We start from the raw sequence: 22,726 nt of genomic DNA, 5'->3' as shown, positions 1-22,726 counted from the left end.
CGACGACCGGACGGGCGGAGATGAGCGAGCCGAAGGACCCCGAGCAGCTGCTGGCGGACGCCCTTCGCGCGCAAGCCGTCTTCGCCCCGCAGGCGTCGCCGCCGGCACCGGCTTCGCCCCCGGTGCCCGACGCCGAGCCGGCCACGGACGCCGTCCCGACCAGCGCGATCAACGAGCTGCCGTCGGCGTACGGGCTGCTCTCGGGCGCCGGCGCGGACTCCCTGGAGCGCGAGCGGGCGGCCCTCGACGCGGCTTCGGAGGCCCCCACGGCGTACTCGCCACCGCCTCCGCGCCAGTCGGCGCAGCTGCCCGCGTACTGGATCCTGATGCTGGCGGTGCTGCTGGGACTGGCGGCGGGGTCCGTGGTGGGTCTGCTGACGCTGGTCTGAGACGGGTCTCAGTAACGACTCAGGGTGACCCTGTACCGTTTTCCAGGTGATTCTCGCCCAGAGCACGGTCAACACGATGTCGCTGCTGCCGTCATGGCTGGACCCGCAGCACCTGCTGAGCGGCCTGACGACGCCGGTCATCGCGGTCCTGTGCTTGATCATCTTCATCGAGAGCAGCATCTTCCCGGTGCTGCCGGGTGACTCCCTGCTGTTCACGGCGGGCCTGTTCATCGCCAACGGCACGCTCGACGCGCCGCTGTGGCTGGTCTGCGTGCTGGTGACGGTCGCGGCCCTGCTCGGCAACGTGGTCGGCTACTACCTCGGCTACTTCGCGGGGCCGAAGCTGTTCAACCGGCCGGACTCCAAGTTCTTCAAGCGTGAGTACGTCGACAAGACCCACGAGTTCCTGGAGAAGCACGGCCCGAAAGCCGTGGTGCTGGCCCGGTTCGTCCCGTTCGTCCGCACGTTCATCACGTGGATCGCGGGCATCGGCCGCATGGACCCGAAGCGCTACTTCACGTACACGGTGATCGGCGGCATCCTCTGGGCAGCGGGCATCACGATCCTCGGTTCCCTGCTGGGCAACATCGGCTTCATCCGCAACAACGTCGACGCGATCTTCGTGCTGATCGTGCTGGTGTCGGTGGTCCCGATCGGCCTGGAGTTCCTGAAGTCGCGGCGGGAGAAGAAGGCGCTCGCAAAGGCGGACCCCGAGGTCACGCAGCGGATCCCGCGCATCAAGGACTAAGCGTTCACACCCGGGCTGTCGGTCGGCAGCCCGATCGCTTCGGCCGCGGCCAGCAGGCGCTTGTCGTAGGTGACGAACGACGTGAGCTGCCTGCCGAGCACAGCGTGCGCGGTAGCGAGGTGGACGGCGTCGAGCGAGCTCAGACCCGGCGACGGGTACGCAGCGGCGGTCCGGCGGACCACGTCGTCGATCTCGTACTTGGCCACCCGGGCCAGCACCGCCGGGACGTCGGTCACCAAGGCGGGTCGCTACGCAGGAGAGCCCGCGACACCTCGACTTCGACCAGTGCCGCGCTCTCGGCCTCGTGCCGGACCAGCTTCACCAGGGCGGCCGTGTCCAGGTAGATCATCAGTACCGTTCGTCGTCGCGAAGCTCGCGAACCAGTTCCCCGGCTTCGAGGTCGGGCCGCACGGGCCCGTGCGGGCGCGGCATCGGCCCGTTCACCGAGGCCGGGTGCAGCTTTCCCGAAGCGATCAAAGCCGAGACCGGACTCGGCTGCGCGGGGACGATCCGGGCGATCACCGTGCCGCGTTCGGTGATTTCGACCTCCTCGCCGGCCTTCACCCTGGCCAGCACGCCGGCGGTGTCCTGGTCCAGCTCGCGCACAGCGACTTGGTTCACGCACCCAGCGTGGTACGAGGGTGTAGTACCAATTAGGTCATCGAGAACATCGACCCCGGGTTGAACAGGTTCTCCGGGTCCAGCGCCTGCTTGATCTGCCGGTGCACCCGCATCCCCACCGGGCCGATCTCCCGGGCCAGCCATTCCCGCTTGATCTTCCCGACCCCGTGCTCGCCCGTCACCGTCCCGCCCAGGGACAGGCCCACCTCGAGGATCTCGTCGAACGCCCGCTGGGCCCGGGCGAACTCGTCCGGGTCGTCCGGCTGGTAGACGATCGTCGGGTGCATGTTGCCGTCGCCCGCGTGGCCCACCACCGCGATGCGCAGCCCTACCTCCGCGCTGATCTTCTCGCAGCCGCGGATCAGCTCCGCGATCCTCGTGCGCGGGACGCACACGTCGTCCGTCAGCCACAGGCCATACGTCTCCAGCGCCGTCAGGACCACCCGGCGGGCCTGCAGGAGCATCCGGCCCTCCTCGAGGTCCTCCGTCGTGTACGCCAGGTCCGCTCCGCAGTCCACGCAGATCCGCTCCAGCGCCGCCAGCTCGCGGCGGGCCACTTCGCCGCCCGCGTCGGACTGGCCCAGCAGGAGGGCCTGGCAGTCCGATCCCGCGCCCAGGTCCGTCTTCAGGTACGTCTCCGACGCCTTGATCGATGACGCGTCCATGATCTCCAGCAGGGACGGCACCAGCCCCTCGCGCACCACCCGCGCGACCGCCTCGCCCGCCGCCTCCGTGGTGCTGAAGCCCGCGACCAGCGTGGCCGGCGCCTGGGGCAGCGGCTTGAGCTGGACCGTGGCCTGGGTGATCACCCCGAGCGTGCCCTCGCTGCCCACGAACAGGCGGGCCAGGTCGTAGCCCGCCACGCCCTTCACCGTGCGGCGGCCCGTCTTCAGCAACGACCCGTCGGCCAGGACGACCTCCAGGCCGAGCACCGAATCCGTCGTCACGCCGTACTTCACGCAGCAGAGGCCGCCCGCGTTGGTCGACAGGTTGCCGCCGATCGTGCACCAGTCGTAGCTCGACGGGTCCGGAGGGTAGAACAGGCCGTGCTTCTCCACCGCGGTGCGGAAGTCCAGGTTGACCACCCCGGGCTGGACGACGGCCAGGCGGTTGCCCGGGTCGATCTCGACGATCTCGTTCAGCTTGGTCAGCGACAGCGTGACGCAGCCGTCGATCGCGTTGGCCGCGCCGGACAGGCCGCTGCCCGCCCCGCGCGGCACGATCGGCACCTTGGCCTCGGCGCACGCCTTGACCACCGCCTGCACCTGCTCGACGTTCGCCGGCAGGACCACGGCGAGCGGCGTGCCCGACGGCGCCAGCGGCATCATGTCGCGTGCGTAGGAGGCGGTGACGTCGGTGTCGGTGAGCACGGCGTTCTTGCCGAGCAGGTCGCGCAGCCGGGTGACCAGGGCTTCGTTGCTCATGGCCTCATCGTAAGCCCGCACAGTCCGCAGTGCGGAAAGTTTGTTTCGAATCCGGCCGGATCGGAGCAGCGTCAGCGGACCAGGCCGAGGAGCTTCTCGATCCGGATGGTCAGCAGCACCCGCTGGTCGGTGACCATGGCCTCGCGGTACTCCGCCCAGTCCGGGTGCTCGCCCGCCGCGCGCCGGTAGTAGTCGACGAGGGCCTCGACGGTCTCGTCGTCGCGTGCCGCGGCCGGCGGGGTGAGCGACGCCTGCCCTTCCGCGACGACGTAGCTCCAGCCGTCCTCGCTCCCGACGTGGAACGTCACCCGCGGGTCCCGGCGCATGTTCTTCGCCTTCGCCCGGGTTTCGGTGATCGACGCGGTGATCGTGTTCGTCTCCGGGTCGTACAGGTGGGTGATGGTCGACAGCTGGGGCCGACCGTCGCGGCGGATGGTGGCCAGGACGCCGTGGCGGTGCGCGGCGAGGAAATCCTTGAACGCTGTGTCGTCGGTCATACCCCTTGCAACCGGCGCCGGCCGGCTTTGTTCCGGGAGCAGCCTGGAGGAAATCTGCTTGCATACGGCAACTAAAGTGTGTTGTGCCACATCACGAGGTACTCCGCTTGCAGAACAGCTGATAAAGGCACATCCTTGCCTGAGGCAACTAGTTGCAGCCACCAACCAACGCCTTGAAGGACTCCCATGGCACCGAACAGCTCCGCCACCCGGCCCACGGCCGAGCTGGACCTGGCCGACCAGCTCGGGCACGAGCTCGTCCGCCTCGTCCGGCTGATCAACAAGGCGAAGTCGCAGGTCGCCAAGCAGGGGCCGGACGGCATCGAACGGGCGGCGTACGCGATCCTCTTCACCCTCATCCACGAGGGCCCGCAGCGCACCAGCCGGCTCGCCGAGTCGCTCCACTCGGAGATCTCGACGATCAGCAGGCAGTCGAGCTCGCTCGTCCAGCACGGCCTGGTCGAGCGCCAGGCCGACCCGGAAGACGGCCGGGCCTGCCTGCTCGCGCCGACGACCGAGGGCATGCGGGTGTTCGAAGAGAACCGCAAGCAGCGCAACCAGTGGCTGGCCGAAGTGCTCGGGGACTGGACGGACGGGGAAATCCAGACCCTGAACCGGCTCTTCGCCCGGCTCAACACAGGTATCGAGAACCACTCTCCACAGCTGGCCGACGCGCACGCGTCCGCCGGTGCACCGGCCAAGGGGGCCAACGCATGAGTTCCACCACCGAAGCTCCGGCCCAGCCCGAGGTGGGTCAACCACCCCGGCTGAGCCACCGCCAGATCGTCACGATCCTGAGCGGCCTGATGTGCGGCATGTTCCTGGCCGCGCTCGACCAGACGATCGTGGGCACCTCGATCGTCAAGATCGCCAACGACCTGCACGGCTTCGACCTGCAGGCGTGGGCGACCACGGCGTACCTGATCACCTCGACGATCGTCACGCCGATCTACGGCAAGCTGTCCGACATCTACGGGCGCAAGCCGTTCTACCTCGCCGCGATCGGCATCTTCGTCGCCGGTTCGCTGGCCTCCACCTTCGCGCAGTCGATGTACGAGCTGGCCGCGTTCCGCGCGGTGCAGGGTCTCGGCGCCGGCGGCCTGATGTCGCTGGCCATGACCATCCTCGGCGACATCGTGCCGCCGCGTGAGCGCGCGAAGTACCAGGGTTACATCCTGGCCGTGTTCGGCCTGTCGACCGTGCTCGGCCCGGTGCTGGGCGGCCTGTTCGCCGGCATCGACTCCCTCGGCGGCATCACCGGCTGGCGCTGGGTCTTCCTGATCAACGTCCCGATCGGCATCCTCGCGCTGTTCGTCGTGGCGAAGGTGCTGAACGTGCCGCACCAGCGGCACGAGCACAAGATCGACTGGTGGGGCGCGCTGACGCTGGTCGTCGCCGTCGTGCCGTTCCTCGTCGTCGCCGAGCAGGGCCAGAAGTGGGGCTGGGGCGACCAGAAGTCCATCTGGTGCTACGTCATCGGCGGCGTCGGCGTGATCGCGTTCATCGTGGTCGAGAGGCTGATGAAGGACGCCGCACTGATCCCGCTGCGGCTGTTCAAGAACTCGACGTTCACCGTGGCGATCATCGGCGGTGTCATCGTCGGTGTCGCGATGTTCGGCGCGATCACCATGATCCCGCAGTTCATGCAGGTCGTGCAGGGTTACACGCCGACCGAGTCCGGGCTGCTGATGCTGCCGCTGATGGCGGGCATCATGCTCAGCTCGATCGTCTCCGGCCGGATCACCGGGAAGACCGGTCGCTACAAGGTCTTTCCGATCGTGGGCACCCTCATGATCGCCGCCGGCGCGTTCTTCTTCGCGCAGGTCGACTACAACTCGGCGCTGTGGCACCCGCTGGTCGCGGCCGCCATCATCGGCCTCGGCCTCGGCCAGTGCATGCAGACGCTGATCATCGCGGTGCAGAACGCCGGCCCGCGCAGCGACATGGGCGTCTCGACCGCGTCGGCGACGTTCTTCCGCCAGATCGGTGGTACCGCCGGTGTCGCGATCTTCCTGACCGTCCTGTTCAACACCCTGCTGCCGAACATCACGAAGGCGTTCGGCGGGCAGCTGCCGGCCGGCGCCGGCGCGGGCATCGGCAACCTGTCCGAGAACACCAGCGGCATCCAGAACCTGCCCGAGGCGATCCGGACCCCGGTGCTGATCGGCTTCACCGAGTCGATCACCACGGTGTTCTACATCGCGGGTGCGGTGGCCCTGCTGGCCACGGTGGTGCTCCTGTTCATGAAGGAGATCCCGCTGACCAACGCGGCCCCGGCCGCGGCGGCCATGGAGGGCGGCGAGGCGCTGCTCGAGGCCGACGACCACGCGGACGAGCCGACCGAGATCGTCGAGCCGGTGCGCCCGGTCGACCGCGAGCCTGTGCTCGTGGGCAGCGGCGGCAAGCACGCGCTGAGCACCAACGGGCACGGTGACTACCAGGCCGTTTCGGGCGCGCTGCCGATCACGAACTCCGTCGGCCAGGCCGAGCTCGACGTGCCCGTCGGCGCGGGTGGCGTGCCGGTGACCGGCCACATCCGCCGCCAGGACGGCAGCCACGTCGCCGGTGCGGCGCTGACCCTGATCGACCAGCGCGGCCGCCAGGTCGCGCGGGCCACCGGGGCGGCCGACGGCAGCTACTCGGTGCCCAGCCAGGGCCCGGGCGCGTACGTGCTCATCGTGTCCGCGCACGGCCACCAGCCGCAGGCGTCCAGCGTCGTGATCAGCAACGGGCCGGCGACGGTCGACGTCACGCTCACCGGGTCCGGCGAGCTGACCGGCACCGTGCGGGCGGCCGCCACCGGCGCCCCGCTGCCGAACGTGACGGTGACGCTGACCGACGGCCGCGGCGAGGTGAACGGCGCGTCCATCACGACCACCGACGGCACCTACGCGTTCGTCGGGGTCGGCGCCGGGGCGTACACCCTGGTCGCCAGCGGACCGGGCTACCGGCCCGTCGCGCTGACGCTCACCGTGCCCGACAGCGGCGTGCTGCGCCACGACGTCGAGCTGGCCAGCTCGGTGCTGCTGTCCGGCACCGCGCGGACCGAGGGCGACCGGATCGTGCCGGACGCGCGGATCACCGTGCTCGACGCCGAAGGCAACGTGGCCGCGGTCGCGCGGACCGACGGCGAAGGCCGGTACGTGGTCAGCGACCTGCCCGCGGGCGCGTACACCGTGGTCGCGAGCGGCTACCCGCCGGCGACCAGCCAGGTGGAGCTGACCGGCGGCGAGGCGGACCACGACGTCCGGCTGAGCTACGACCAGGCCCTCGACGAGCTGGTCGACCGGTCATGACCGGTCTGCGCGCCACCCTTCGCACGGCCGAGGGCTGGGTGGTGGAGCACGCGGTGCTGACCGTCACCGACCCGGCCGGGCGGCAGGTCGCCCGGCAGGCGGCCGACGTCCGCGGCGAGGTCGTCACCGACGGGCTCGCGCCGGGCGTCTACACCGCCGTCGTCACGGCGGCCGGGTACAGCCCGGTCGCCCGGACGGCGCAGATCGCCTCGGACGGCAGCGGCTCGCTCGGCGACGTCGTGCTGGCCCCGGTCGCCGAGGCGATCGAGCTGCCGCCCGCCGGGCCGTGGGTGATCGACCCGATCCACTCGTCGGTGGTCGCGACCGCCCGGCACCTGGGCATCGCGAGCATCAAGGCGCGGTTCCCGGACGTCTCGGGCCGGATCGTGATCGGCCGCCCGGCCGAGCGGTCGTCGGTGCACGCCGAGATCAAGGCGGCGAGCATCGAAACCGGCATCAAGATGCGCGACGACCACCTGCGCTCGCCGGACTTCCTCGACGTCGACGTGCACCCGGTGATCACGTTCACCAGCACCGGGCTGCGCCAGCGCGGCGTGGACTCGTGGACGCTGCTGGGTGAGCTGACGCTGCACGGCGAGCGCCGCGAGATCGAGCTCGAGCTGACCTACGGCGGCTGGGGCCCGGACCCGTGGGGCGGCGTGCGCGTCGCGTTCCACGCCGAGACGACGCTGCACCGGAACGACTTCGCGATCAACTACAACGCGATGGTCCGCGCCGGGGTGGCGGCGGTCGGCACGACCGTGAAGGTCGAGCTGGACGTCGAAGCGGTGCAGGGCGAGACGCTGCCGCAGTTCTGAGTTTCCGTGTGGAAGGCCCCCTCACCGCTGGGTGAGGGGGCCTTCACCATTCGTGAGAGCTGAAACTTCCGGAGCGCGCGATTTGACCGTTCGCCGCGGACCGTTCACCTGAGCCACGTAGGCTCGCGGGGTGAACGTCGTGAGCATCGAGGCCGCGGGCGTCGGCGTGAGCTGGCTGGACACCGCCGGGCCGCTGCTCGTCTGGGTGATCGTGCTGAGCTTCGTGCTGGTCGAATGCGCGCTGATCATCGGGCTGTTCCTGCCCGGTGACTCGCTCCTGTTCGGGGCGGGCGTGGTGCTGGCGCAGCACGGTTCGGACGCCAACGCGTGGTTCCTGTCGGGAGCCGCGCTGATCGTCGCCGTGCTCGGCAACCAGATCGGCTACTACATCGGCCGCACCAGCGGGACGAAGCTGATCGCGCGGCGCGACGGCAAGGTGCTCAACCGGCAGGCCCTGGAGCGCGCGCAGCGGTTCCTGGACCGCCGGGGGTTCTTCGCGATCGTGGCGGCCCGCTGGATCCCGTGGATCCGCACGCTGGCCCCGCTGATCGCGGGCGCGGCCCGGATGGACCCGCGCCGGTTCATGGTGGCGACGGCGCTGGGCGGCCTGCTGTGGGTGCCGACGCTGGTGCTGCTCGGCTACTACGGCGCCGGCCTGCTGGACACCCTGCCGTGGCTGAAGACGGCGGCGCTGTGGGCCAGCATCGCGTTCTTCGTGATCGGGACCGGGTACGGCGTGCTGCGCTACCGCCAGGAGATGCGCCGCCCGGTGGACGAACGCGACGACGCCCGCGCCTGAGCGCTCAGAGCTGCGGGTCGGTCCAGATCTCGAGCTGGATGCCGTCCGGGTCGCGGAAGACGATCACGCGCGAGCCTTCGAACGTGCGTGACGGCGCGACCGGCACGTAGGAGACGCCGAACTCCTCGAGCCGGCTCTCCCATTCCGCCAGCTCGGCGGCCGAGTGCACGCGGAAGGCGACGTGGTCCAGACCGGTCCGGCGTTCGTCGAACCCGCGCCGCCCGGTGTCCGCGTGCTGCACCAGTACGACGGAGAACTCGTCGCCGGCCGAGCGCAGCACGACCTTGCGCAGACCCGTGTCCGGCTCTTCGCGCCGGGTGACCTCCTCGAGGTCGAGGACTCGCACGTACCACGGCACGCTGCGGTCCACGTCGGTCACGGTGAGCGCGAGGTGGTGCACGGACATGAGTTTGGCCATGGCTTCCGAAGCCGTCCTTTCGCGTGGCGGCTTCCCAGAGTTGCACAGCGTTCGACGCGCAAAACGCGAGTGACCAAGTTCCCCGTCCGATCGTGATCTCGCCGTCTCCGGCCGTCCCAGCAGGCGGACAAATCACACGGAATGCGACCGCCTTCTCACCTGGGGTCACGGATACGATCCAGCACGGCCAGCCGTCCCTCCCGGTGGATGCGCCGGGTCGTCACCCGGTCCGGGTAACAGCGCGTGAACATGTTCGTGAAGTGCGTCCCGTAGTGGATCCGCTCGTCGCCACCCGCCAGCGGCCGGACCGTGGTGCCGAACGACGGCTCGTGGAAGTACGCCAGCGTGTACCGCTCGCGGGTGGCGAGGCGGACCTTGTGCGGCGTCGACAGGAGACGGCCGCCGGTGAGGAACTGCAGGATGTCGCCGGGAAAGACGGTGAACACCCCCGCCTCGGGCTCGACGAAGTGCCACGGCTCGTCGTCCTGGTACATCCCGGCCGTGCTCTCCGCCGGCAGCCAGTTGCGGTTGCGGTGTTCGCCGGGCACGGGCGGCCGGACGAAGAGCCCGCCGACGTCGTCCTGGGCGGCGATCACGAGCAGTCCGTAGTCGGTGTGCGCGCCGATCCCGCGTTCGGTGGTCGCGGACCGGGCGGGGAACCGCAGCACGCGCATGTGGTGCCAGCCTTCGCGGGTGAGCCGGGTCAGCCGGTCGATCTCGACGCCGAGGCCGAGCGCGACGAGCTGCAGCAGCCGCTCGCCGATCCCGCCGACCTCGCGGAGGTGGGCGGTCATCGCCGTCCGGTAGCCCTCGTCCGGCCACGGCACCGGGCCGTGGCACGGCCAGTTGCCGGTCACCCGGGGATCGCCGAACGGGATGTCCGGGCAGACGGTGAAGATTTCGGAGAAGTCGGCCTCGCCCGCGGTCACCTCTTCACCCGAGGCGATGTACCCGCTGTAGGTCAGATCACTGACGAACTTGACCTTTTCCGGCAGTGACCGGGCGAAGAACCGGCGGCTTGCGGCGAGGGCTTCCCGGGTGATCCGGTCCTGCTCGGCCGTGGCCGCCACCTGGAAGATCCCGTCGACCTCCCAGGTGCGGACCAGCTGGCGGCCCAGGATCCGGTCGACGGTCCGCCCGCCCACCGAATCGGGCAGCTCGAACGTGCGCATGACTTGTCCACCTTTCGCGCGGTAGCGGGAACGCACCCCACACGAAAGCCGGGAAACGCCGGTTCACAAGGATCAGCGGCCGCCGCCGACCTCCAGCACCGCCCCGGTCGTGAACGACGACGCCGGGGAAAGCAGGAACAGCACCGCTTCGGCGATCTCCGCCGGCTGCCCGGCCCGGCCCAGCGGGATCTGCGGCGCGTACTTCGCCATCCGGTCCGGCAGGCCGGCGGCCGCGTGCAGCCCGGTGTGGACCATGCCGGGCCGGACGGAGTTGACGCGGATCCCGTCCACGGCGACCTCCTGCGCGAGCCCGAAGGTCAGCGTGTCGACGGCGGCCTTCGACGCGGCGTAGTGCACCCACTCCCCGGCCGAGCCGGTGCGGGCGGCCGTCGAGGAGATGTTGACGATGGCGCCGCCGTCACCGCCGTGGCGCGTGGACATCCGGCGGACCGCCTCCCGGCAGCACAGGAACACCCCGGTGACGTTGACGTCGAAGGTGCGCCGGACGACGTCGACGTCGTAGTCCTCCAGCCGGCCGGGGGTGTTGCCGACGGTGGCCGCGTTGTTGACCAGCGCGGTCACCGGACCCAGCTCGGCGGCCGCGTCGAACAGCGCGCGGACGTCGTCCTCCCCGGAGACGTCGGCGCGGAAGGCCAGCGCCTGCCGGCCTTGTGCGCGCACCTGTCCGGCGACCTCTTCGGCGGGCTCCGGGTCGCCGGAGTAGTTCACGACGACGTCGTACCCGCGGGCGGCGGCCAGCGTGCAGATGGCCGCGCCGATCCCGCGGCTGCCGCCGGTGACGACGAGCGTCAAATCGCGAAGTTCGCCAGCGGCAGGTTCTCCAGCACCAGGTCGGCGCGGTCGCGCGTCTGCGAGATCAGGTCGGCGTTGCGCTGGTCCGACCCGAGCGCGCGCTGCTTCGCCTCGACCAGCGACCGGCCGTAGCGGCGGTGGCGCGACACGAGCCGCTCGATGCGCTCGGGCTCGTCCGGCGCGAGGAACCAGGCCTCGGTGAGCAGGGGCCGGATCGCGCTCCACGGGTCGTCCGGGAGCAGCAGGTAGTTGCCCTCGGTGATGACGAGCTGGACTTCCGGGGGCACCGCGACGGCGCCGGCGATCGGCTCCTCGATCTCGCGGCGGAACTCCGGCGCGTACACCGTTTCGCGACCTTCGGCGAGGCGGCGGATCAGGTGGTAGTAGCCCGCGGCGTCGAACGTGTCCGGGGCGCCCTTGCGCTCGGTGCGGCCCAGCCGGCGCAGCTCGACCTGCGCCAGGTGGAAACCGTCCATGCCGACCACCGCCGCGCGCGAGCCGAGCGCGTTGGCCAGCGCCCAGGCGAGCGTGGTCTTGCCGGACGCGGGCGAGCCCACGATGCCGAGCACGTTGCGCTGCCCGCGCACGGTCAGGCCCTCGGCCCGGGCCAGCAGGTCGTCGAACGCCGTCATGTCCTGTTCCTTCCTGCGATCGCGGTCGTCCACGACCGCGGTCCCACATGCCGCACCCGTTCGGCGGCCACCTCGTTGGCGAAGCGGATCCAGTCCGGCACCGTCCGTTCGCGGGCCACGGCCACGGCGAGCGCGCCGTGCCAGACGTCGCCCGCCCCTAGTGTGTCCCGCGCGTGCACCGCGGGCACAGGCACCTCACCCGAGCCGCCGTCCGCAGTGGACCAGCGCACCGGATCGGGTCCCGCGGTGGTCATCACGGTCGGGACGCCCCGCTGGTGGAGGCCGGGGGCCGACGCGGTGAAGTGCGCGGAGCACGCGGCCACGTCGACCAGCGGCAGCAGCTCGTCGAGCACCGGCTTCCAGCTGCCGGCGTCGAGCACGACCGGCGCCTTCTTTTCTCGCGCAACCGCCAACGCAAGCTCCGGATAGTGCCCGTCCACCAAAATGACATCAGCTGCCAGAACCGGCACTTTCACGTGAAAGTGCCGCCCTCCGGCGTTGCGGGAGACGACCGTGCGCTCGCCGTCGCGGGCGCGGACGGTGGCCGCACTGACCGGGGGCGGGTCGGGTAGTTCGGGAGCCAGGTCGATCAGCCGCACGCCGTGGGCCTCGAGGTCGGCGCGGGCGAGGGCCGCCAGCGGGTGTGCACCGAGGACGGTCAGCAGGGTCGCCTCGGCGCCGAGCGCGGCCGCCGTCACCGCGGCGTTCGTCGCGGGCCCACCCGCGGCGACGTCCACCTGCAGCGACTGCACCTTCTCGCCCGGCGCCGGAAGCTCCTCGACCCGCTGGACCAGGTCCACCGTGCACAGTCCCGCCAGCAGCACCTTCACTCCGGCCCGAGGCACTCTTTCCCGCCGAGGGCCCATTCAGCTGAGCCCGGCCACGTGGGTCGCGGCGGCCGCTTCTTCGACCTCACCGTTCTCGTTGAGCCGCAGGGCCCCGGTGAGCAGGCCGACGACCTGGTTCATCGAGTGCGTCTTCGGCGAGACGACCGCGACGCGCTTGCCGAGGCGGTGCACGTGGATGCGGTCGGCGATGTCGAAGACGTGCGGCATGTTGTGGCTGATCAGCACCACCGGCAGGCCGCGGTCGCGGATCCGGCCGATCAGGTCGAGCACCTTGCCGGACTCGGCGACACCCAAAGCGGCGGTCGGCTCGTCCATGATCACGGCCTTGGTGCCGAACGCCGCCGCGCGGGCAACGGCGACACCCTGGCGCTGGCCGCCGGAGAGCGTCTCGACGGGCTGGGAGATCGACTTGATGTTGATGCCCAGCTCGTCGAGGATCCGCTGCGCCTCGGCCCGCATGGCCGCGGTGTCGAGCTTGCGGAACAGCCCGAGCGGCCCCTTGAGCCGTTTTTCCCGGCCCAGGAACATGTTCGACGCGATGTCGAGCGCGGGCGCGACGGCGAGGTCCTGGTACACCGTCTCGATGCCGTAGTGCCGGGCGTCCAACGGGGACTTGAAGTGGACGGTGTGACCGTCCACTTCGATCTCACCCTCGTCCGGGACCACCGCGCCGGACAGGGCTTTGATGAGCGAGGACTTCCCGGCGCCGTTGTCGCCGACCACGGCGAGCACCTCGCCGGGCAGCAGGTCGAAGTCGGCGCCGTCGATGGCGGTCACCCGGCCATAGCGCTTCACCAGCCCACGGGCCTGCAGGATCGGTTCGGTCATGACTGCTGCTGCCTCCTCGCGATCCGGTCCACCACGACGGCGGCGATGAGCAGGGCGCCGGTGGCGAGGTCCTGGTAGTTGCCGTCGACGTTCATCTGCGTCAGCCCCGACCGCAGCACCGCGACGACCAGCGCGCCCATCAGCGTCCCGAGCACCGAGCCGCGGCCGCCGAAGAGGCTCGTGCCGCCGAGGACGACGGCGGTGATCGAGTCGAGGTTGCCGAGCTGGAACTGGTTCGGGTCGGCGTTCGGCGTCCGGCCGAGTGCCTGCCACGCGGCGATGCCGAAGGTCAGCCCGGCCACGATGTACACCGACAGCACGGTGCGGTTGACCTTGATGCCGGACAGCCGCGCGGACTCCGGCGCGTTGCCGACGGCGTAGACGTGCTTGCCCCACGCGGTTTTCGTCAGCGCGTACCAGACGCCGAGGTACATCAGCAGCGCCAGCGTCATGCCGTAGGTGATCGGGATGCCGCCGAAGAGGTAACGCTTGGTGCCGAGCCACTGCAGCACCCCGTCGGTCACCGGCACGGCCTGGCCGCCGGCGATCAGCTTCGACACCGCGGTCAGCATGGTGAACGTGCCGAGCGTGATGATGAACGCGGGCAGCTTGATCCGCGTCGCGAGCCCGCCGATGAAGATGCCGACGATGATCGTCAGCACGACGCCGGCGAGCAGCGCGACGAAACCGTTCGTCCCGGCCGCGGCGAGTTTCGCCATGATCAGCGTCGCGACGACCATCGACGCGGCGTTGGACAGGTCGATGCCCGCGATGAGGATGACGAGCGTCTGTCCCAACGCGAGCGTCCCGACGACCAGGGACTGCTGGACCACGGTGGACAGGTTGTCGAGGTCGAAGAACGTGTCCGTGGCCAGCGAGAACACCACGATCGCGACGACCAGCGCGAGCGCCGGGCCGACCGCGGGGGCGCGGAGGAGGAAGTCGCCGAGGGATTCACGATCCTTCGCGGACACTGCGGTCGCGGTGGTCATTTCTGTCCTCCCCAGCAGTTCTGCAGGCCCCAGGCCGAGTCGTGGCTCTCGATGCCGGGCAGGGGCTTGTCGGTGATCACGGCGGACCCGGTGTTCACGAAGCCGGACGGCTTCTTGCCGGTCTTCGCGTACTCGACGGCGGCGAGCACACCCTGCTCGGCCATCTTCTTCGGGAACTGCATGACGGTGGCGGCGAACTGGCCGTCCTTGACGTTCTGGACGCCTTCGCAGCCGCCGTCGATCGAGCCCATGACGATCTGCCCGGTGAGCCCACGCGCCTTGAGCGCGGCGTACGCGCCGCGGCCCATCGGCTCGTTCATCGAATAGACGGCGTTGATGTCGGTGCTGCGCTGCAGCAGGTTCTCCATGCCCTGCTGGGCGAGGCTCTGGTCGCCGTTGGCCGCGGTGTGGCCCTTGATCTCCGGCGAGCCGTCGGTCAGCCCGATGCCCTTGAGGAACCCGCCGTGCCGCTGGGTGTCGACCGTGCTGCCCGCCGTGCCGTCGACCATCAGCAGCTTGGGCGGGGTGCCGGCCAGCGCGGCCTTGACGTAGGCGCCCTGCTGTTCGCCGGCCGCGAAGTTGTCGGTGGCGAAGGTGGCGTCGACGGCGTCGGCCGGTTCGGTGGCGGTGTCGAGGGCGATGACCAGGACCCCGGCGTCGCGGGCGTCCTTGATCGCCTTGAGCACGCCGGTGGACGAGCTCGGCGTGATCAGAATGGTGTTCGCGCCCTGCTGACGGAGGTTTTCGATGGCGCGGACCTGGCCGTCGTTGTCCCCGTCGAACTGGCCGGCGAGCGCGCTGAAGTCGGCGCCGTTGGCCTGCGCGGCCGCTCTCGCGGCGTTGCGGAGCTCCACGAAGTAGGGGTTGGTGTCGGTCTTGGTGACCAGGCCGACCTTCGCCTTGCCGCTCCCGCCGGTGTTCGTGTTGCCGCCCCAGTGGCGTTCGACCGTGCACCCGGTCGTCGCGGCGAGGACGGCGGCCAGAAACACCGCGGTGAGACTTCGCTGTCTCATGGGTTCCCACTCTGTCTTTCGCAGACTCTGCTGGTTCGAGGCTTGCCGATGGACGGGAAGGTAGACAGACTGCTCCGTGCACGCAAGCGTTTGCGCAAACGCTTGCCGGAAAGGATCGGTATGGCCCAGTCGAAGGCTTCACGGCCGACCCAGCGGGACATCGCCGAGCTCGCGGGCGTGTCGATCACGACCGTTTCGCACGTGGTGAACGGGACGCGCGCGGTCGCCGAGGACACCAAGGCGGCGGTGCTGCGGGCGATCGAGGCGACCGGCTACACCGGCGACGCGATCGCGCGTTCGCTGGTCACGGGCGGGACGCGGTCGATCGGGATGGCGATCTCACTGGTGGCCAACCCGTACTTCGCGACGCTGATGCAGGCGATCGAGCGGGAGGCGTCGGCGCACGGCTACACCGTCCTGCTGGCCGACACGCACGACCACGCGGACACGGAGCGTGACACCGTGCGGGCGCTGCGCTCCCGTCGCGTCGACGGCCTGCTCATCACCCCGGCCCCCGGCGACGGCCCGGTGATCGGCGAGCTGGTGTCCCTCGACGTACCGACGGTGCTGATCGACCGGCTGTCCACGCGCACCGACGTCGACCAGGTGGGTTCGGAGAACATCCAGGCGACGTCGGCGCTGACCGCGCACCTGGCGACGCTCGGGCACCGGCGGATCGGGATGATCAGCGGCGTGCCCGGGTTGTCGACGAGCGAGGAGCGCGTGCTCGGCTACCGGCTGGGGCTCGGGCGGTCCGGGCTCACGTGGTCGTCCGACCTCGTGGCCTGCGGAAACTCCTCGCGCGAGGGGGGCGCGCTGGCGTTGAGCACGCTGCTGGCGCTGCCCGAGCCGCCGACGGCGCTGGTCGTCGGCAACGACAGCATGATGGTCGGGGTGCTGCACGAGGCGCGCCGGCGCGGGCTGCGGATCGGGCGCGACCTGCCGGTGGTGGTCTACGACGAGGTCGAGTGGGCGGACCTGGTCGACCCGCCGCTGACGACGATGGCCCAGCCGATCGAGGAGATCGGCCGCCAGGCGGTCCGGCTGCTGCTGGCCCGGATCAACGACCCGGCCCGCAAGGCCGAGACGGTCCGGCTGCCACCCACTCTGCGTCACCGTGAGTCGTGCGGCTGCCCGCCGGTTCACTCACTTCGGTGATTCTGCGGCGAGGACGCCGTCCTGCGGCCGTTCAGCGGATACCGTTCCGCTGAGCGTCTGCGAGGGCTTATGACCGCACTTTCGCCGGAGCTCCGGTTGTGGGACCCCCCGGTCACCTACCGGATCGGCGTCGCGATGGGTGTTTCCGCCAACCCGTATTCGGAGGAGCTGCTGCGCGCGATCCGCGCGGCCGCGGCGCAGGCGGGCTGCGACGTCGTACTGGCCGACACCGGCGACACCGTGAGCGAAGAGGCCACAGTGGTCCGCGCGCTGCGGGCGGACCTGGTGGACGGCGTGCTGCTGGTCCCCTCGGCCGGCGACGAAGCGGTGATCAACGGCCTGGTCCGGATGGGCGTACCGACGGTCCTGCTGGACCACGTGGCGGCGCGCAACGACGTCGACCAGGTGGGCACGGAGAACGTGCACGCGGTAGCGTCCCTGGTCCGCCACCTGACCGACCGCCGCCACCGCAAGATCGGCTTGGTTTCGGGTGACGAGGGCCTGGAGGTCAGCCGCGAGCGCGTGCGCGGGTACCGCCTGGGCCTGGAGCAGGCGGGTTTGCGGTTCAACCGCGAGCTGGTGGAGAGCGGCTTTTCGAACGCGGGCGGCGCAACCCGGGCCACGGCCAAGCTCCTGGACGGCTGGCCCTCCCCGACGGCCCTGGTGGTGGCGGACGAGTCGATGCTGGTGGGCGTCCAGTACGAGGCCCACCGAAGGGGCATCAGGATCGGTTCGGAGCTGGCGGTGGTGGGCTACGGCGACATGGATTGGGCCCGTCGCGTGAGCCCGGCGGTGACAACACTGGTCCAGCCGGTCGCGGACCTGGGGAGCCGGGCGGTGCAGTTGCTGATGTCCCGCATGGCCGACCCGGACCGGCCCGCGGAGTCGGTGTGGCTGACGCCGAGATTCCTGCACGGCGCTTCCTGCGGGTGCTGACCTAACCCAGCGTCGCCGCGGCTTCGAGGAGCATCCAGCCGCCCACCTGGACCGACATGTCACGTTCCGGGGCGTCCTCCGGCAACGGCCACGGCGCCGGACGATCCCAATACGCGCTGAACAACGGCCCCTCCGCCACGTCCACCGCACCTGACCAGCAAGCCTCCGCCGACGTCAGCACCAGCGACCGGGCCACCGCCGCCTCCGGGTCCGGCAAAACACGAGCCGCCAAGGCCAGGTAGCGGGCCAGGATCGCCGCGAACAGCCCGCCGTCGCCGCCGCCCTGGCCGCGGATCACACCTTCCGGTGCGCAGTGCTCCGCCACCGTGCGCACCGTACGAGCAGCGTCGTCCATTAAGGACAACTCAAGGCAAGCCCCGAGATAAACCCCTTGGCAGTACGTATAAATGTGCTTGACCAGCTCACCCGTATCCGCGCGGATCCCGTCCCAGACCAAACCGGACGCCGGATCGACCAAAGTGGACGTCAGCCACGAAGTCAGCTCGCGAGCGCGGGGCAGGTTTCCGGACCGGGCGTGGAAGATCGCCGCCGGGCCGTTGGCCGGGGCGTTCTTGAAGTCGTCTCCGCGGCGCCACCAGATGCCGCCGCCCGCCGCCGACGTCCAGCCCGACAGCAGCTGCGTGTCGATCGCCGCCAGCGCCGGACCCACGTCAATCCCCAATGACGATACCCGTTGCAGGGCAAGGCCGAGCCACGCGATGTCGTCGTAGTAGTCGTTCGTCCAGCGGCCGAAGTTGCGCAGCCGCACCGACCGCACGAAGGACCGGATCAAGGCCAGGCGCGAAGCCGAAGGAAAACGCAGCTGCGCGTCGACCAGTGTGTCCAGCAGGTGAGCCTGCCACCAGTAGTTCCAGTGCCAGTGCACCCGCTGGTCCACCGCCGCCGGCCAGCGGCTGCGGCCCAGCACTGTTGCGGGCAGGCCCCACACCCGGCGCAGGTGCCGCGCGGTCACCGCGTGTTCCGCGGCCGAAACGTCCATGTCGCAATCGTGCCTTGCCCATCCACATACCGCTCGGTATGTTCGGTGGTCATGACGACCGCCCACGTCACCTGCCCGCTGTGCGAAGCCACCTGCGGTCTCGAAGTGACGCTCGACGCGAACCAGCAGGTCACGCGGGTCAAAGGTGACGAGCAGGACGTCTTCTCGCGCGGGTACATCTGCCCCAAGGGCGCGTCCCTCGGCGCGCTGCACCACGACCCCGACCGGCTGACCGCCCCGCTGCTCAAGCGTGACGGCGAGTTCGTCGAGGTCAGCTGGCAGGAGGCGTACGACGAGATCGCCCGCCGCCTCCCGCCGATCCTCGAGCAGCACGGCCGGGACGCCGTCGCCGTGTACGCGGGCAACCCCGGCGTGCACAACATCGCGCTCACGCTCTACGGCCGCGTGCTCTACAAAGCCCTGGGCACCAAGAACTTCTACAGCGCGACGTCGGTCGACCAGCTGCCGAAGCACTACTCCGCCGGCACCATGTTCGGCGACCCGCTCGCCATCCCGGTGCCCGACCTCGACCGGACGCGGCACCTGCTGATCCTCGGCGCCAACCCGCTCGTCTCGAACGGCAGCCTGATGACCGCGCCGGACATCCGCGGCCGGCTGCGCGCGATCCGCGAGCGCGGCGGCAAGATCGTCGTCGTCGACCCGCGCCGCACCCGCACCGCCGCGTTCGCCGACGAGCACCACGCCATCCGGCCCGGCACCGACGCGCTCCTGTTGTTCGCGCTGGTCAACGTCCTGTTCGCGGAGAACCGCGTCGACCCCGGCCGCCTGACCGAGCACCTCAACGGCCTCGACGACGTCCGCGCGCTGGCGGAGCCGTTCACCCCGGAGGCCGTCGCCCCGCGCACCGGCATCGGCGCCGAAGAGATCCGCCGGATGGCGCGGGAGCTGACCTCGGACAACGCCGTGGTCTACGGCCGGATCGGCACCACCACCCAGGCGTTCGGCACCATCGCGAGCTGGCTGGTCGACGTCCTCAACGTGCTCACCGGCCATCTCGACACGCCGGGCGGCGCGATGTTCCCGCTGGCCGCGTGCCAGCCCACCGGGAACCGGCGCCCCTTCGCGGTCGGACGCTGGCGCAGCCGCGTGCGCGGCCTGCCCGAGGTCGTCGGCGAACTGCCGGTCGCGACCCTCGCCGACGAGATCGAAACCCCGGGCGAAGGGCAGGTCCGCGCGCTGATCACGGTCAGCGGCAATCCCTGCCTGAGCACGCCGAACGCCGGCCGGCTGGCCGCGGCGCTGGACAACCTCGACTTCATGATCTCCGTCGACGTCTACCTCAACGAGACGTCCCGCCACGCCGACGTCATCCTGCCCGGGCCGTCGCCGCTCGAGCGCCCGCACTTCGACCTGGCCTTCTACCAGCTGTCGATCCGCAACGTCGCCAACTGGACGCCCGCCACGCTGCCGTCGGCGCTGCCGCAGGAGTGGGAGACCATGCTGCGGCTGACCGGCATCGTCGCCGGTCAGGGCCCGGAGGCCGACGTCGCGGCGCTCGACGACTTCGTCGCCGCCGACGTCGCCCGCCGCGCCGGGCTCGAAGTCACCCACGACCGGACCGGGCCCGCGCGCCTGGTCGACCTGATGCTGCGCGCGGGGCCGTACGACGTCACGCTCGCCGACCTCGAAGCCGCGCCGCACGGCGTGGACTTCGGGCCGCTGCAGCCGCGGATCCCCGAGGTGCTGTGCACCGCGTCCGGCCGGATCGAGCTGGCACCCGAGCCGGTCGTCGCCGACGTCCCCCGGTTGCGGGACGAACTCGCGAAAGCGGCGGACGACGGCCTGGTGCTGATCGGGCGGCGGCACCTGAGCTCGAACAACTCGTGGATGCACAACCTCGAACCGCTGGTCCGCGGCGGCAACCGCTGCACGGCCCAGGTGCACCCCGAAGACGCCGCCCGGCTCGGCCTCACCGACGGCGCCCTCGCGTCGGTGACGTCCCGCGCGGGCAAGCTCGAAGTCCCGGTCGAGGTCACCGACGAGGTCCGCCCGGGCGTGAAGCATCCCGCACGGCTGGGGTCACGACGTCGACGGCTCGCGGACGCGGGTGGCGCGCGCGAACCCCGGCGTCAACTCGAACCTGGTCGCCGACGAGACGCTGCTGGACGTTCCGTCCGGAACGTCGGTGTTGAACGGCATCCCGGTCGAGGTCGCACCCATCTGACCCTTGACGCCGCCGCGAGCCGTCGGGGATTCTCGACCCGGCATGTTTACGTGAACATCGGAGTTCGCATGGCTCGCCTTCGGCACTGCCTCCTCGCTCTTCTGCTCGTTCCCCTGGTCACCGTCCCGCAGAGCGCCTCGGCGGCCACCACCGCCTTCCGCGGCGTCAACTGGGCCGACGCCCGCGACAACTACGTGGACGGGTGGGTGATCCCGACCGGCCTCACCTCGGGAGACAGCTACGCGAGCGTCCGCAGCAAGGCCGACGGCATCATCGGCGGCTTCCAGCAGAAGCTGGGCGCGAACACCGTGCGGCTGCCGATCAACCCGCAGAGCGTCAACTCGGACTGGTGGGGCCGGTACAAGGGCGCGGCCGACTCGGCGCTGGCGCACGGCATGAAGGTCATCTTCGGGTACTGGGAAGCGAACAAGGACGGGTTCGTCGACGACGTGTCCGCGTGGAACACCATGTGGGACAAGGTAACCGCCGACTACGGCGGCAACGGCAGTGTCTACTTCGAACCGATGAACGAGCCGTTCGGCTACAGCCTGAACGCCTGGGTGTCGCTCTGCTCGACGTGGCTGGCCCGGCACTCGGACGTCCCGCGCGGCCGGGTGCTGATCAGCGGCACCGGCTACAACGACAACGTGACGGGTGTCGGCGCGGCGAGCGCGTTGGACGGCACGCTGCTGTCCCTGCACTTCTACGGCTTCTGGGCCTCGGACACGACCCGCTCGGCGTGGACGACGAACCTCAGCAACCGGCTCGGGTCGTACTCCGGCCGCACGGTCATCGACGAGGCCGGCGCCCCGATGACGACCGGCCTGAACTACTCGGCCGGGCACCAGGACGGCAACAACTTCACCGCGTACTTCGCCGCCACGACGGACTTGGCGCGGTCGCGGCAGCTGGGCGTCGTCTACTGGCCGGGCCTGCGCTCGGGCGACACGTACTCGATCACGCGGCAGAGCGGCAGCGGCCTGGAGACGAACAACGCGACGGGCGTGGCGCAGCTGCGCTGGGGCTGGGGCCTGTAGGTCACCAGGCGCGGCCGAGGTCGGCGTGCTGCCGGATCCAGGCGTGCATGACGATCCCGGCCGCGACCCCGGCGTTGATCGAGCGGGTCGTGCCGAACTGCGCGATCGAGACCACCAGCGACGCGGCTTCCTGTGCCCCCGCGGAAAGCCCGGGCCCTTCCTGCCCGAACAGCAGCACGCACTCGCGCGGGATCTCGGCCGTCTCGACCGGCTGCGACCCGGGCGTGTTGTCCACGGCGACGACGGCCAGACCCTGTTCGGCCGCGAAGGCGACCAGCCCGTCGACGTCGTCGTGGTGGCGCAGGTGCTGGTAGCGGTCGGTGACCATGGCGCCACGCCGGTTCCAGCGCCGTCGGCCGACGATGTGCACCTCGGCCGCGGCGAACGCGTTGGCCGTCCGGACCACGGTGCCGATGTTGTGGTCGTGCTGGAAGTTCTCGATGGCGACGTGGAACGGGTGCCGCCGGCTGTCCACATCGGACACGATGGCCTCGCGGCGCCAGTAGCGGTAGGCGTCGACGACGTTGCGGCGGTCGCCGTCCCGCAGCAGCTCGGGGTCGTAGCGCTCGTCGGCGGGCCACTCACCCGGCCACGGGCCGACGCCGACCTCTTCATGGCTGACCCACTCGGTGGGCCCGGGCACGGTGTTCACCCGGCGATTGTCGCCTAGCCCAGGTGGACCGGACGCACGTGGGTTTCCTCGTCGTGGCGGTGGCGCCAGCGGTGGTAGACGCCGACGTAGGAGTACGCGACCAGCACGATCGCGATGATCCCGATGGTCGGCAGCCAGGACTGCGGGAAGACCGTGCCGTAGAGGTAGTAGGAGTTGAACCCGCCGGGCAGGTCACCGAGGCCCTGCTGGTGGCGGAAGAAGTTCTCCAGCGCGGTAAGCGGGCACGGCACGGGCGTCACGTTGACCAGCACGCCCCACGCCGCGGCGAACATGTGGATGAAGATCAGCTTCGGCCAGCGCCAGGCGACAAAGCCCCCCAGCCCGATGAGCACCAGGGCCAGAATGTGCACCACGACGGTCACGTCGGCCAGGAACTTCGCCATCGCACCCCCTCCACCGATCCCCCGACCAGCGACTTTACTCCGCCAG

General features: G+C 70.5%; 24 protein-coding genes and 1 pseudogene. 10 read left to right on the top strand and 15 right to left on the bottom strand.

The features are described 5' to 3' along the window. Positions 1-20 precede the first annotated feature (20 nt). Both C2L59_RS36265 and C2L59_RS36260 read left to right on the top strand, forming a co-directional pair. On the top strand, positions 21-389 hold the full coding sequence (locus tag C2L59_RS36265) for a hypothetical protein (RefSeq protein WP_103354050.1): 369 nt from the start codon (positions 21-23) through the stop codon (positions 387-389). 46 nt (positions 390-435) lie between these two features. Further along, positions 436-1,137, top strand: coding sequence for a DedA family protein (locus C2L59_RS36260; RefSeq protein WP_103354049.1), 702 nt, complete (start codon positions 436-438; stop codon positions 1,135-1,137). On the opposite strand, the gene C2L59_RS36255 is transcribed toward C2L59_RS36260, so the two are convergent. From C2L59_RS36255 to C2L59_RS36240, 4 genes are all read right to left on the bottom strand, one after another. Next, a complete protein-coding gene (locus C2L59_RS36255) occupies positions 1,134-1,373 on the bottom strand; it encodes a hypothetical protein (RefSeq protein WP_233223865.1) in 240 nt (79 codons plus the stop codon). The two genes, C2L59_RS36260 and C2L59_RS36255, sit on opposite strands and share 4 nt — an antisense overlap. 112 nt (positions 1,374-1,485) lie before the next feature. Next, the gene (locus tag C2L59_RS36250) at positions 1,486-1,758 is read right to left on the bottom strand and encodes a type II toxin-antitoxin system Phd/YefM family antitoxin (RefSeq protein WP_233223864.1); all 273 of its coding nucleotides are present in this window, start codon (positions 1,756-1,758) and stop codon (positions 1,486-1,488) included. Between the two features lie 32 nt (positions 1,759-1,790). Continuing rightward, positions 1,791-3,182, bottom strand: a complete 1,392-nt coding sequence (locus C2L59_RS36245) for an FAD-binding oxidoreductase (RefSeq protein ID WP_199199429.1) — start codon at positions 3,180-3,182, stop codon at positions 1,791-1,793. 71 nt (positions 3,183-3,253) lie between these two features. Next, complete coding sequence (locus tag C2L59_RS36240) at positions 3,254-3,679, bottom strand: PPOX class F420-dependent oxidoreductase (protein ID WP_103354047.1); 426 nt, start codon at positions 3,677-3,679, stop codon at positions 3,254-3,256. A gap of 186 nt (positions 3,680-3,865) precedes the next feature. Between C2L59_RS36240 and C2L59_RS36235 the strand changes: the two genes are divergently transcribed. The 4 genes from C2L59_RS36235 (at position 3,866) to C2L59_RS36220 (ending at position 8,592) form a co-directional block, all read left to right on the top strand. Further along, complete coding sequence (locus C2L59_RS36235) at positions 3,866-4,396, top strand: MarR family winged helix-turn-helix transcriptional regulator (RefSeq protein ID WP_103354046.1); 531 nt, start codon at positions 3,866-3,868, stop codon at positions 4,394-4,396. After that, positions 4,393-6,975 (top strand): MFS transporter, encoded by a 2,583-nt coding sequence (locus C2L59_RS36230; protein WP_103354045.1) that lies wholly within the window; start codon positions 4,393-4,395, stop codon positions 6,973-6,975. The genes C2L59_RS36235 and C2L59_RS36230 overlap by 4 nt, the downstream gene beginning before the upstream one ends. Next, entirely contained in the window at positions 6,972-7,793 is an 822-nt protein-coding gene (locus C2L59_RS36225; protein WP_103354044.1) for a YceI family protein, read from the top strand. Before C2L59_RS36230 ends, C2L59_RS36225 begins: the two co-directional genes overlap by 4 nt. Before the next feature lie 130 nt (positions 7,794-7,923). After that, positions 7,924-8,592: a DedA family protein gene (locus C2L59_RS36220; protein WP_103354043.1), complete on the top strand. Its 669-nt coding sequence runs from the start codon at positions 7,924-7,926 to the stop codon at positions 8,590-8,592. A 4-nt stretch (positions 8,593-8,596) separates the two neighbouring features. Here the strand turns inward: C2L59_RS36220 and C2L59_RS36215 are convergent, their stop codons facing one another. The 8 genes from C2L59_RS36215 to C2L59_RS36180 form a co-directional block, all read right to left on the bottom strand. Next, complete coding sequence (locus C2L59_RS36215) at positions 8,597-9,010, bottom strand: VOC family protein (RefSeq protein WP_103354042.1); 414 nt, start codon at positions 9,008-9,010, stop codon at positions 8,597-8,599. Between the two features lie 155 nt (positions 9,011-9,165). Next, on the bottom strand, positions 9,166-10,182 hold the full coding sequence (locus C2L59_RS36210) for an isopenicillin N synthase family oxygenase (protein ID WP_103354041.1): 1,017 nt from the start codon (positions 10,180-10,182) through the stop codon (positions 9,166-9,168). 72 nt (positions 10,183-10,254) lie between these two features. After that, the gene (locus tag C2L59_RS36205; protein ID WP_103354040.1) at positions 10,255-10,995 is read right to left on the bottom strand and encodes an SDR family oxidoreductase; all 741 of its coding nucleotides are present in this window, start codon (positions 10,993-10,995) and stop codon (positions 10,255-10,257) included. Next, entirely contained in the window at positions 10,992-11,627 is a 636-nt protein-coding gene (locus C2L59_RS36200) for a nucleoside/nucleotide kinase family protein (RefSeq protein ID WP_103354039.1), read from the bottom strand. Before C2L59_RS36200 ends, C2L59_RS36205 begins: the two co-directional genes overlap by 4 nt. After that, positions 11,624-12,451 carry a PfkB family carbohydrate kinase gene (locus C2L59_RS36195; protein WP_103354084.1) on the bottom strand — a complete coding sequence of 276 codons (828 nt, stop codon included), beginning with the start codon at positions 12,449-12,451 and terminating at the stop codon, positions 11,624-11,626. The genes C2L59_RS36200 and C2L59_RS36195 overlap by 4 nt, the downstream gene beginning before the upstream one ends. Before the next feature lie 42 nt (positions 12,452-12,493). After that, entirely contained in the window at positions 12,494-13,303 is an 810-nt protein-coding gene (locus C2L59_RS36190) for an ATP-binding cassette domain-containing protein (protein ID WP_103354038.1), read from the bottom strand. Next, positions 13,300-14,295, bottom strand: a complete 996-nt coding sequence (locus C2L59_RS36185; RefSeq protein WP_199199428.1) for an ABC transporter permease — start codon at positions 14,293-14,295, stop codon at positions 13,300-13,302. Before C2L59_RS36185 ends, C2L59_RS36190 begins: the two co-directional genes overlap by 4 nt. Then, positions 14,292-15,308, bottom strand: coding sequence for a substrate-binding domain-containing protein (locus tag C2L59_RS36180; protein WP_103354037.1), 1,017 nt, complete (start codon positions 15,306-15,308; stop codon positions 14,292-14,294). Before C2L59_RS36180 ends, C2L59_RS36185 begins: the two co-directional genes overlap by 4 nt. Positions 15,309-15,428: 120 nt before the next feature. Between C2L59_RS36180 and C2L59_RS36175 the strand changes: the two genes are divergently transcribed. Together C2L59_RS36175 and C2L59_RS36170 are read left to right on the top strand one after the other, a co-directional pair. Next, positions 15,429-16,466 (top strand): LacI family DNA-binding transcriptional regulator, encoded by a 1,038-nt coding sequence (locus C2L59_RS36175; protein WP_103354036.1) that lies wholly within the window; start codon positions 15,429-15,431, stop codon positions 16,464-16,466. A 69-nt stretch (positions 16,467-16,535) separates the two neighbouring features. Next, a complete protein-coding gene (locus tag C2L59_RS36170) occupies positions 16,536-17,402 on the top strand; it encodes a LacI family DNA-binding transcriptional regulator (protein ID WP_103354035.1) in 867 nt (288 codons plus the stop codon). Between the two features lies 1 nt (position 17,403). On the opposite strand, the gene C2L59_RS36165 is transcribed toward C2L59_RS36170, so the two are convergent. Next, a complete protein-coding gene (locus C2L59_RS36165) occupies positions 17,404-18,402 on the bottom strand; it encodes a glycoside hydrolase family 76 protein (protein ID WP_103354034.1) in 999 nt (332 codons plus the stop codon). A gap of 51 nt (positions 18,403-18,453) precedes the next feature. On the opposite strand from C2L59_RS36165, the pseudogene C2L59_RS36160 reads away from it, so the two are divergent. Both C2L59_RS36160 and C2L59_RS36155 read left to right on the top strand, forming a co-directional pair. Then, positions 18,454-20,587: pseudogene (locus C2L59_RS36160) on the top strand (molybdopterin-dependent oxidoreductase). Between the two features lie 68 nt (positions 20,588-20,655). After that, complete coding sequence (locus C2L59_RS36155) at positions 20,656-21,624, top strand: cellulase family glycosylhydrolase (RefSeq protein WP_103354033.1); 969 nt, start codon at positions 20,656-20,658, stop codon at positions 21,622-21,624. Between the two features lies 1 nt (position 21,625). Here C2L59_RS36155 and C2L59_RS36150 read toward each other — a convergent pair whose 3' ends face one another. Continuing rightward, the gene (locus C2L59_RS36150) at positions 21,626-22,276 is read right to left on the bottom strand and encodes an RNA methyltransferase (RefSeq protein ID WP_103354032.1); all 651 of its coding nucleotides are present in this window, start codon (positions 22,274-22,276) and stop codon (positions 21,626-21,628) included. Between the two features lie 14 nt (positions 22,277-22,290). Continuing rightward, entirely contained in the window at positions 22,291-22,680 is a 390-nt protein-coding gene (locus C2L59_RS36145) for a DUF2784 domain-containing protein (protein ID WP_103354031.1), read from the bottom strand. Positions 22,681-22,726: the final 46 nt, after the last annotated feature.

It is taken from the genome of Amycolatopsis sp. CA-128772 (genome assembly GCF_002904295.1).
Lineage (GTDB): Bacteria > Actinomycetota > Actinomycetes > Mycobacteriales > Pseudonocardiaceae > Amycolatopsis.
This window is presented reverse-complemented; position numbering and strand designations above follow the sequence as displayed.

Coding starts and splice junctions, on each gene's coding strand:
- C2L59_RS36265 (WP_103354050.1), top strand. CDS start 21: ATGAGCGAGCCGAAGGACCCCGAGCAGCTGCTGGCGGACGCCCTTCGC.
- C2L59_RS36245 (WP_199199429.1), bottom strand. CDS start 3,182: ATGAGCAACGAAGCCCTGGTCACCCGGCTGCGCGACCTGCTCGGCAAG.
- C2L59_RS36240 (WP_103354047.1), bottom strand. CDS start 3,679: ATGACCGACGACACAGCGTTCAAGGATTTCCTCGCCGCGCACCGCCAC.
- C2L59_RS36235 (WP_103354046.1), top strand. CDS start 3,866: ATGGCACCGAACAGCTCCGCCACCCGGCCCACGGCCGAGCTGGACCTG.
- C2L59_RS36230 (WP_103354045.1), top strand. CDS start 4,393: ATGAGTTCCACCACCGAAGCTCCGGCCCAGCCCGAGGTGGGTCAACCA.
- C2L59_RS36225 (WP_103354044.1), top strand. CDS start 6,972: ATGACCGGTCTGCGCGCCACCCTTCGCACGGCCGAGGGCTGGGTGGTG.
- C2L59_RS36215 (WP_103354042.1), bottom strand. CDS start 9,010: ATGGCCAAACTCATGTCCGTGCACCACCTCGCGCTCACCGTGACCGAC.
- C2L59_RS36210 (WP_103354041.1), bottom strand. CDS start 10,182: ATGCGCACGTTCGAGCTGCCCGATTCGGTGGGCGGGCGGACCGTCGAC.
- C2L59_RS36200 (WP_103354039.1), bottom strand. CDS start 11,627: ATGACGGCGTTCGACGACCTGCTGGCCCGGGCCGAGGGCCTGACCGTG.
- C2L59_RS36190 (WP_103354038.1), bottom strand. CDS start 13,303: ATGACCGAACCGATCCTGCAGGCCCGTGGGCTGGTGAAGCGCTATGGC.
- C2L59_RS36185 (WP_199199428.1), bottom strand. CDS start 14,295: ATGACCACCGCGACCGCAGTGTCCGCGAAGGATCGTGAATCCCTCGGC.
- C2L59_RS36180 (WP_103354037.1), bottom strand. CDS start 15,308: ATGAGACAGCGAAGTCTCACCGCGGTGTTTCTGGCCGCCGTCCTCGCC.
- C2L59_RS36175 (WP_103354036.1), top strand. CDS start 15,429: ATGGCCCAGTCGAAGGCTTCACGGCCGACCCAGCGGGACATCGCCGAG.
- C2L59_RS36170 (WP_103354035.1), top strand. CDS start 16,536: ATGACCGCACTTTCGCCGGAGCTCCGGTTGTGGGACCCCCCGGTCACC.
- C2L59_RS36165 (WP_103354034.1), bottom strand. CDS start 18,402: ATGGACGTTTCGGCCGCGGAACACGCGGTGACCGCGCGGCACCTGCGC.
- C2L59_RS36155 (WP_103354033.1), top strand. CDS start 20,656: ATGGCTCGCCTTCGGCACTGCCTCCTCGCTCTTCTGCTCGTTCCCCTG.
- C2L59_RS36145 (WP_103354031.1), bottom strand. CDS start 22,680: ATGGCGAAGTTCCTGGCCGACGTGACCGTCGTGGTGCACATTCTGGCC.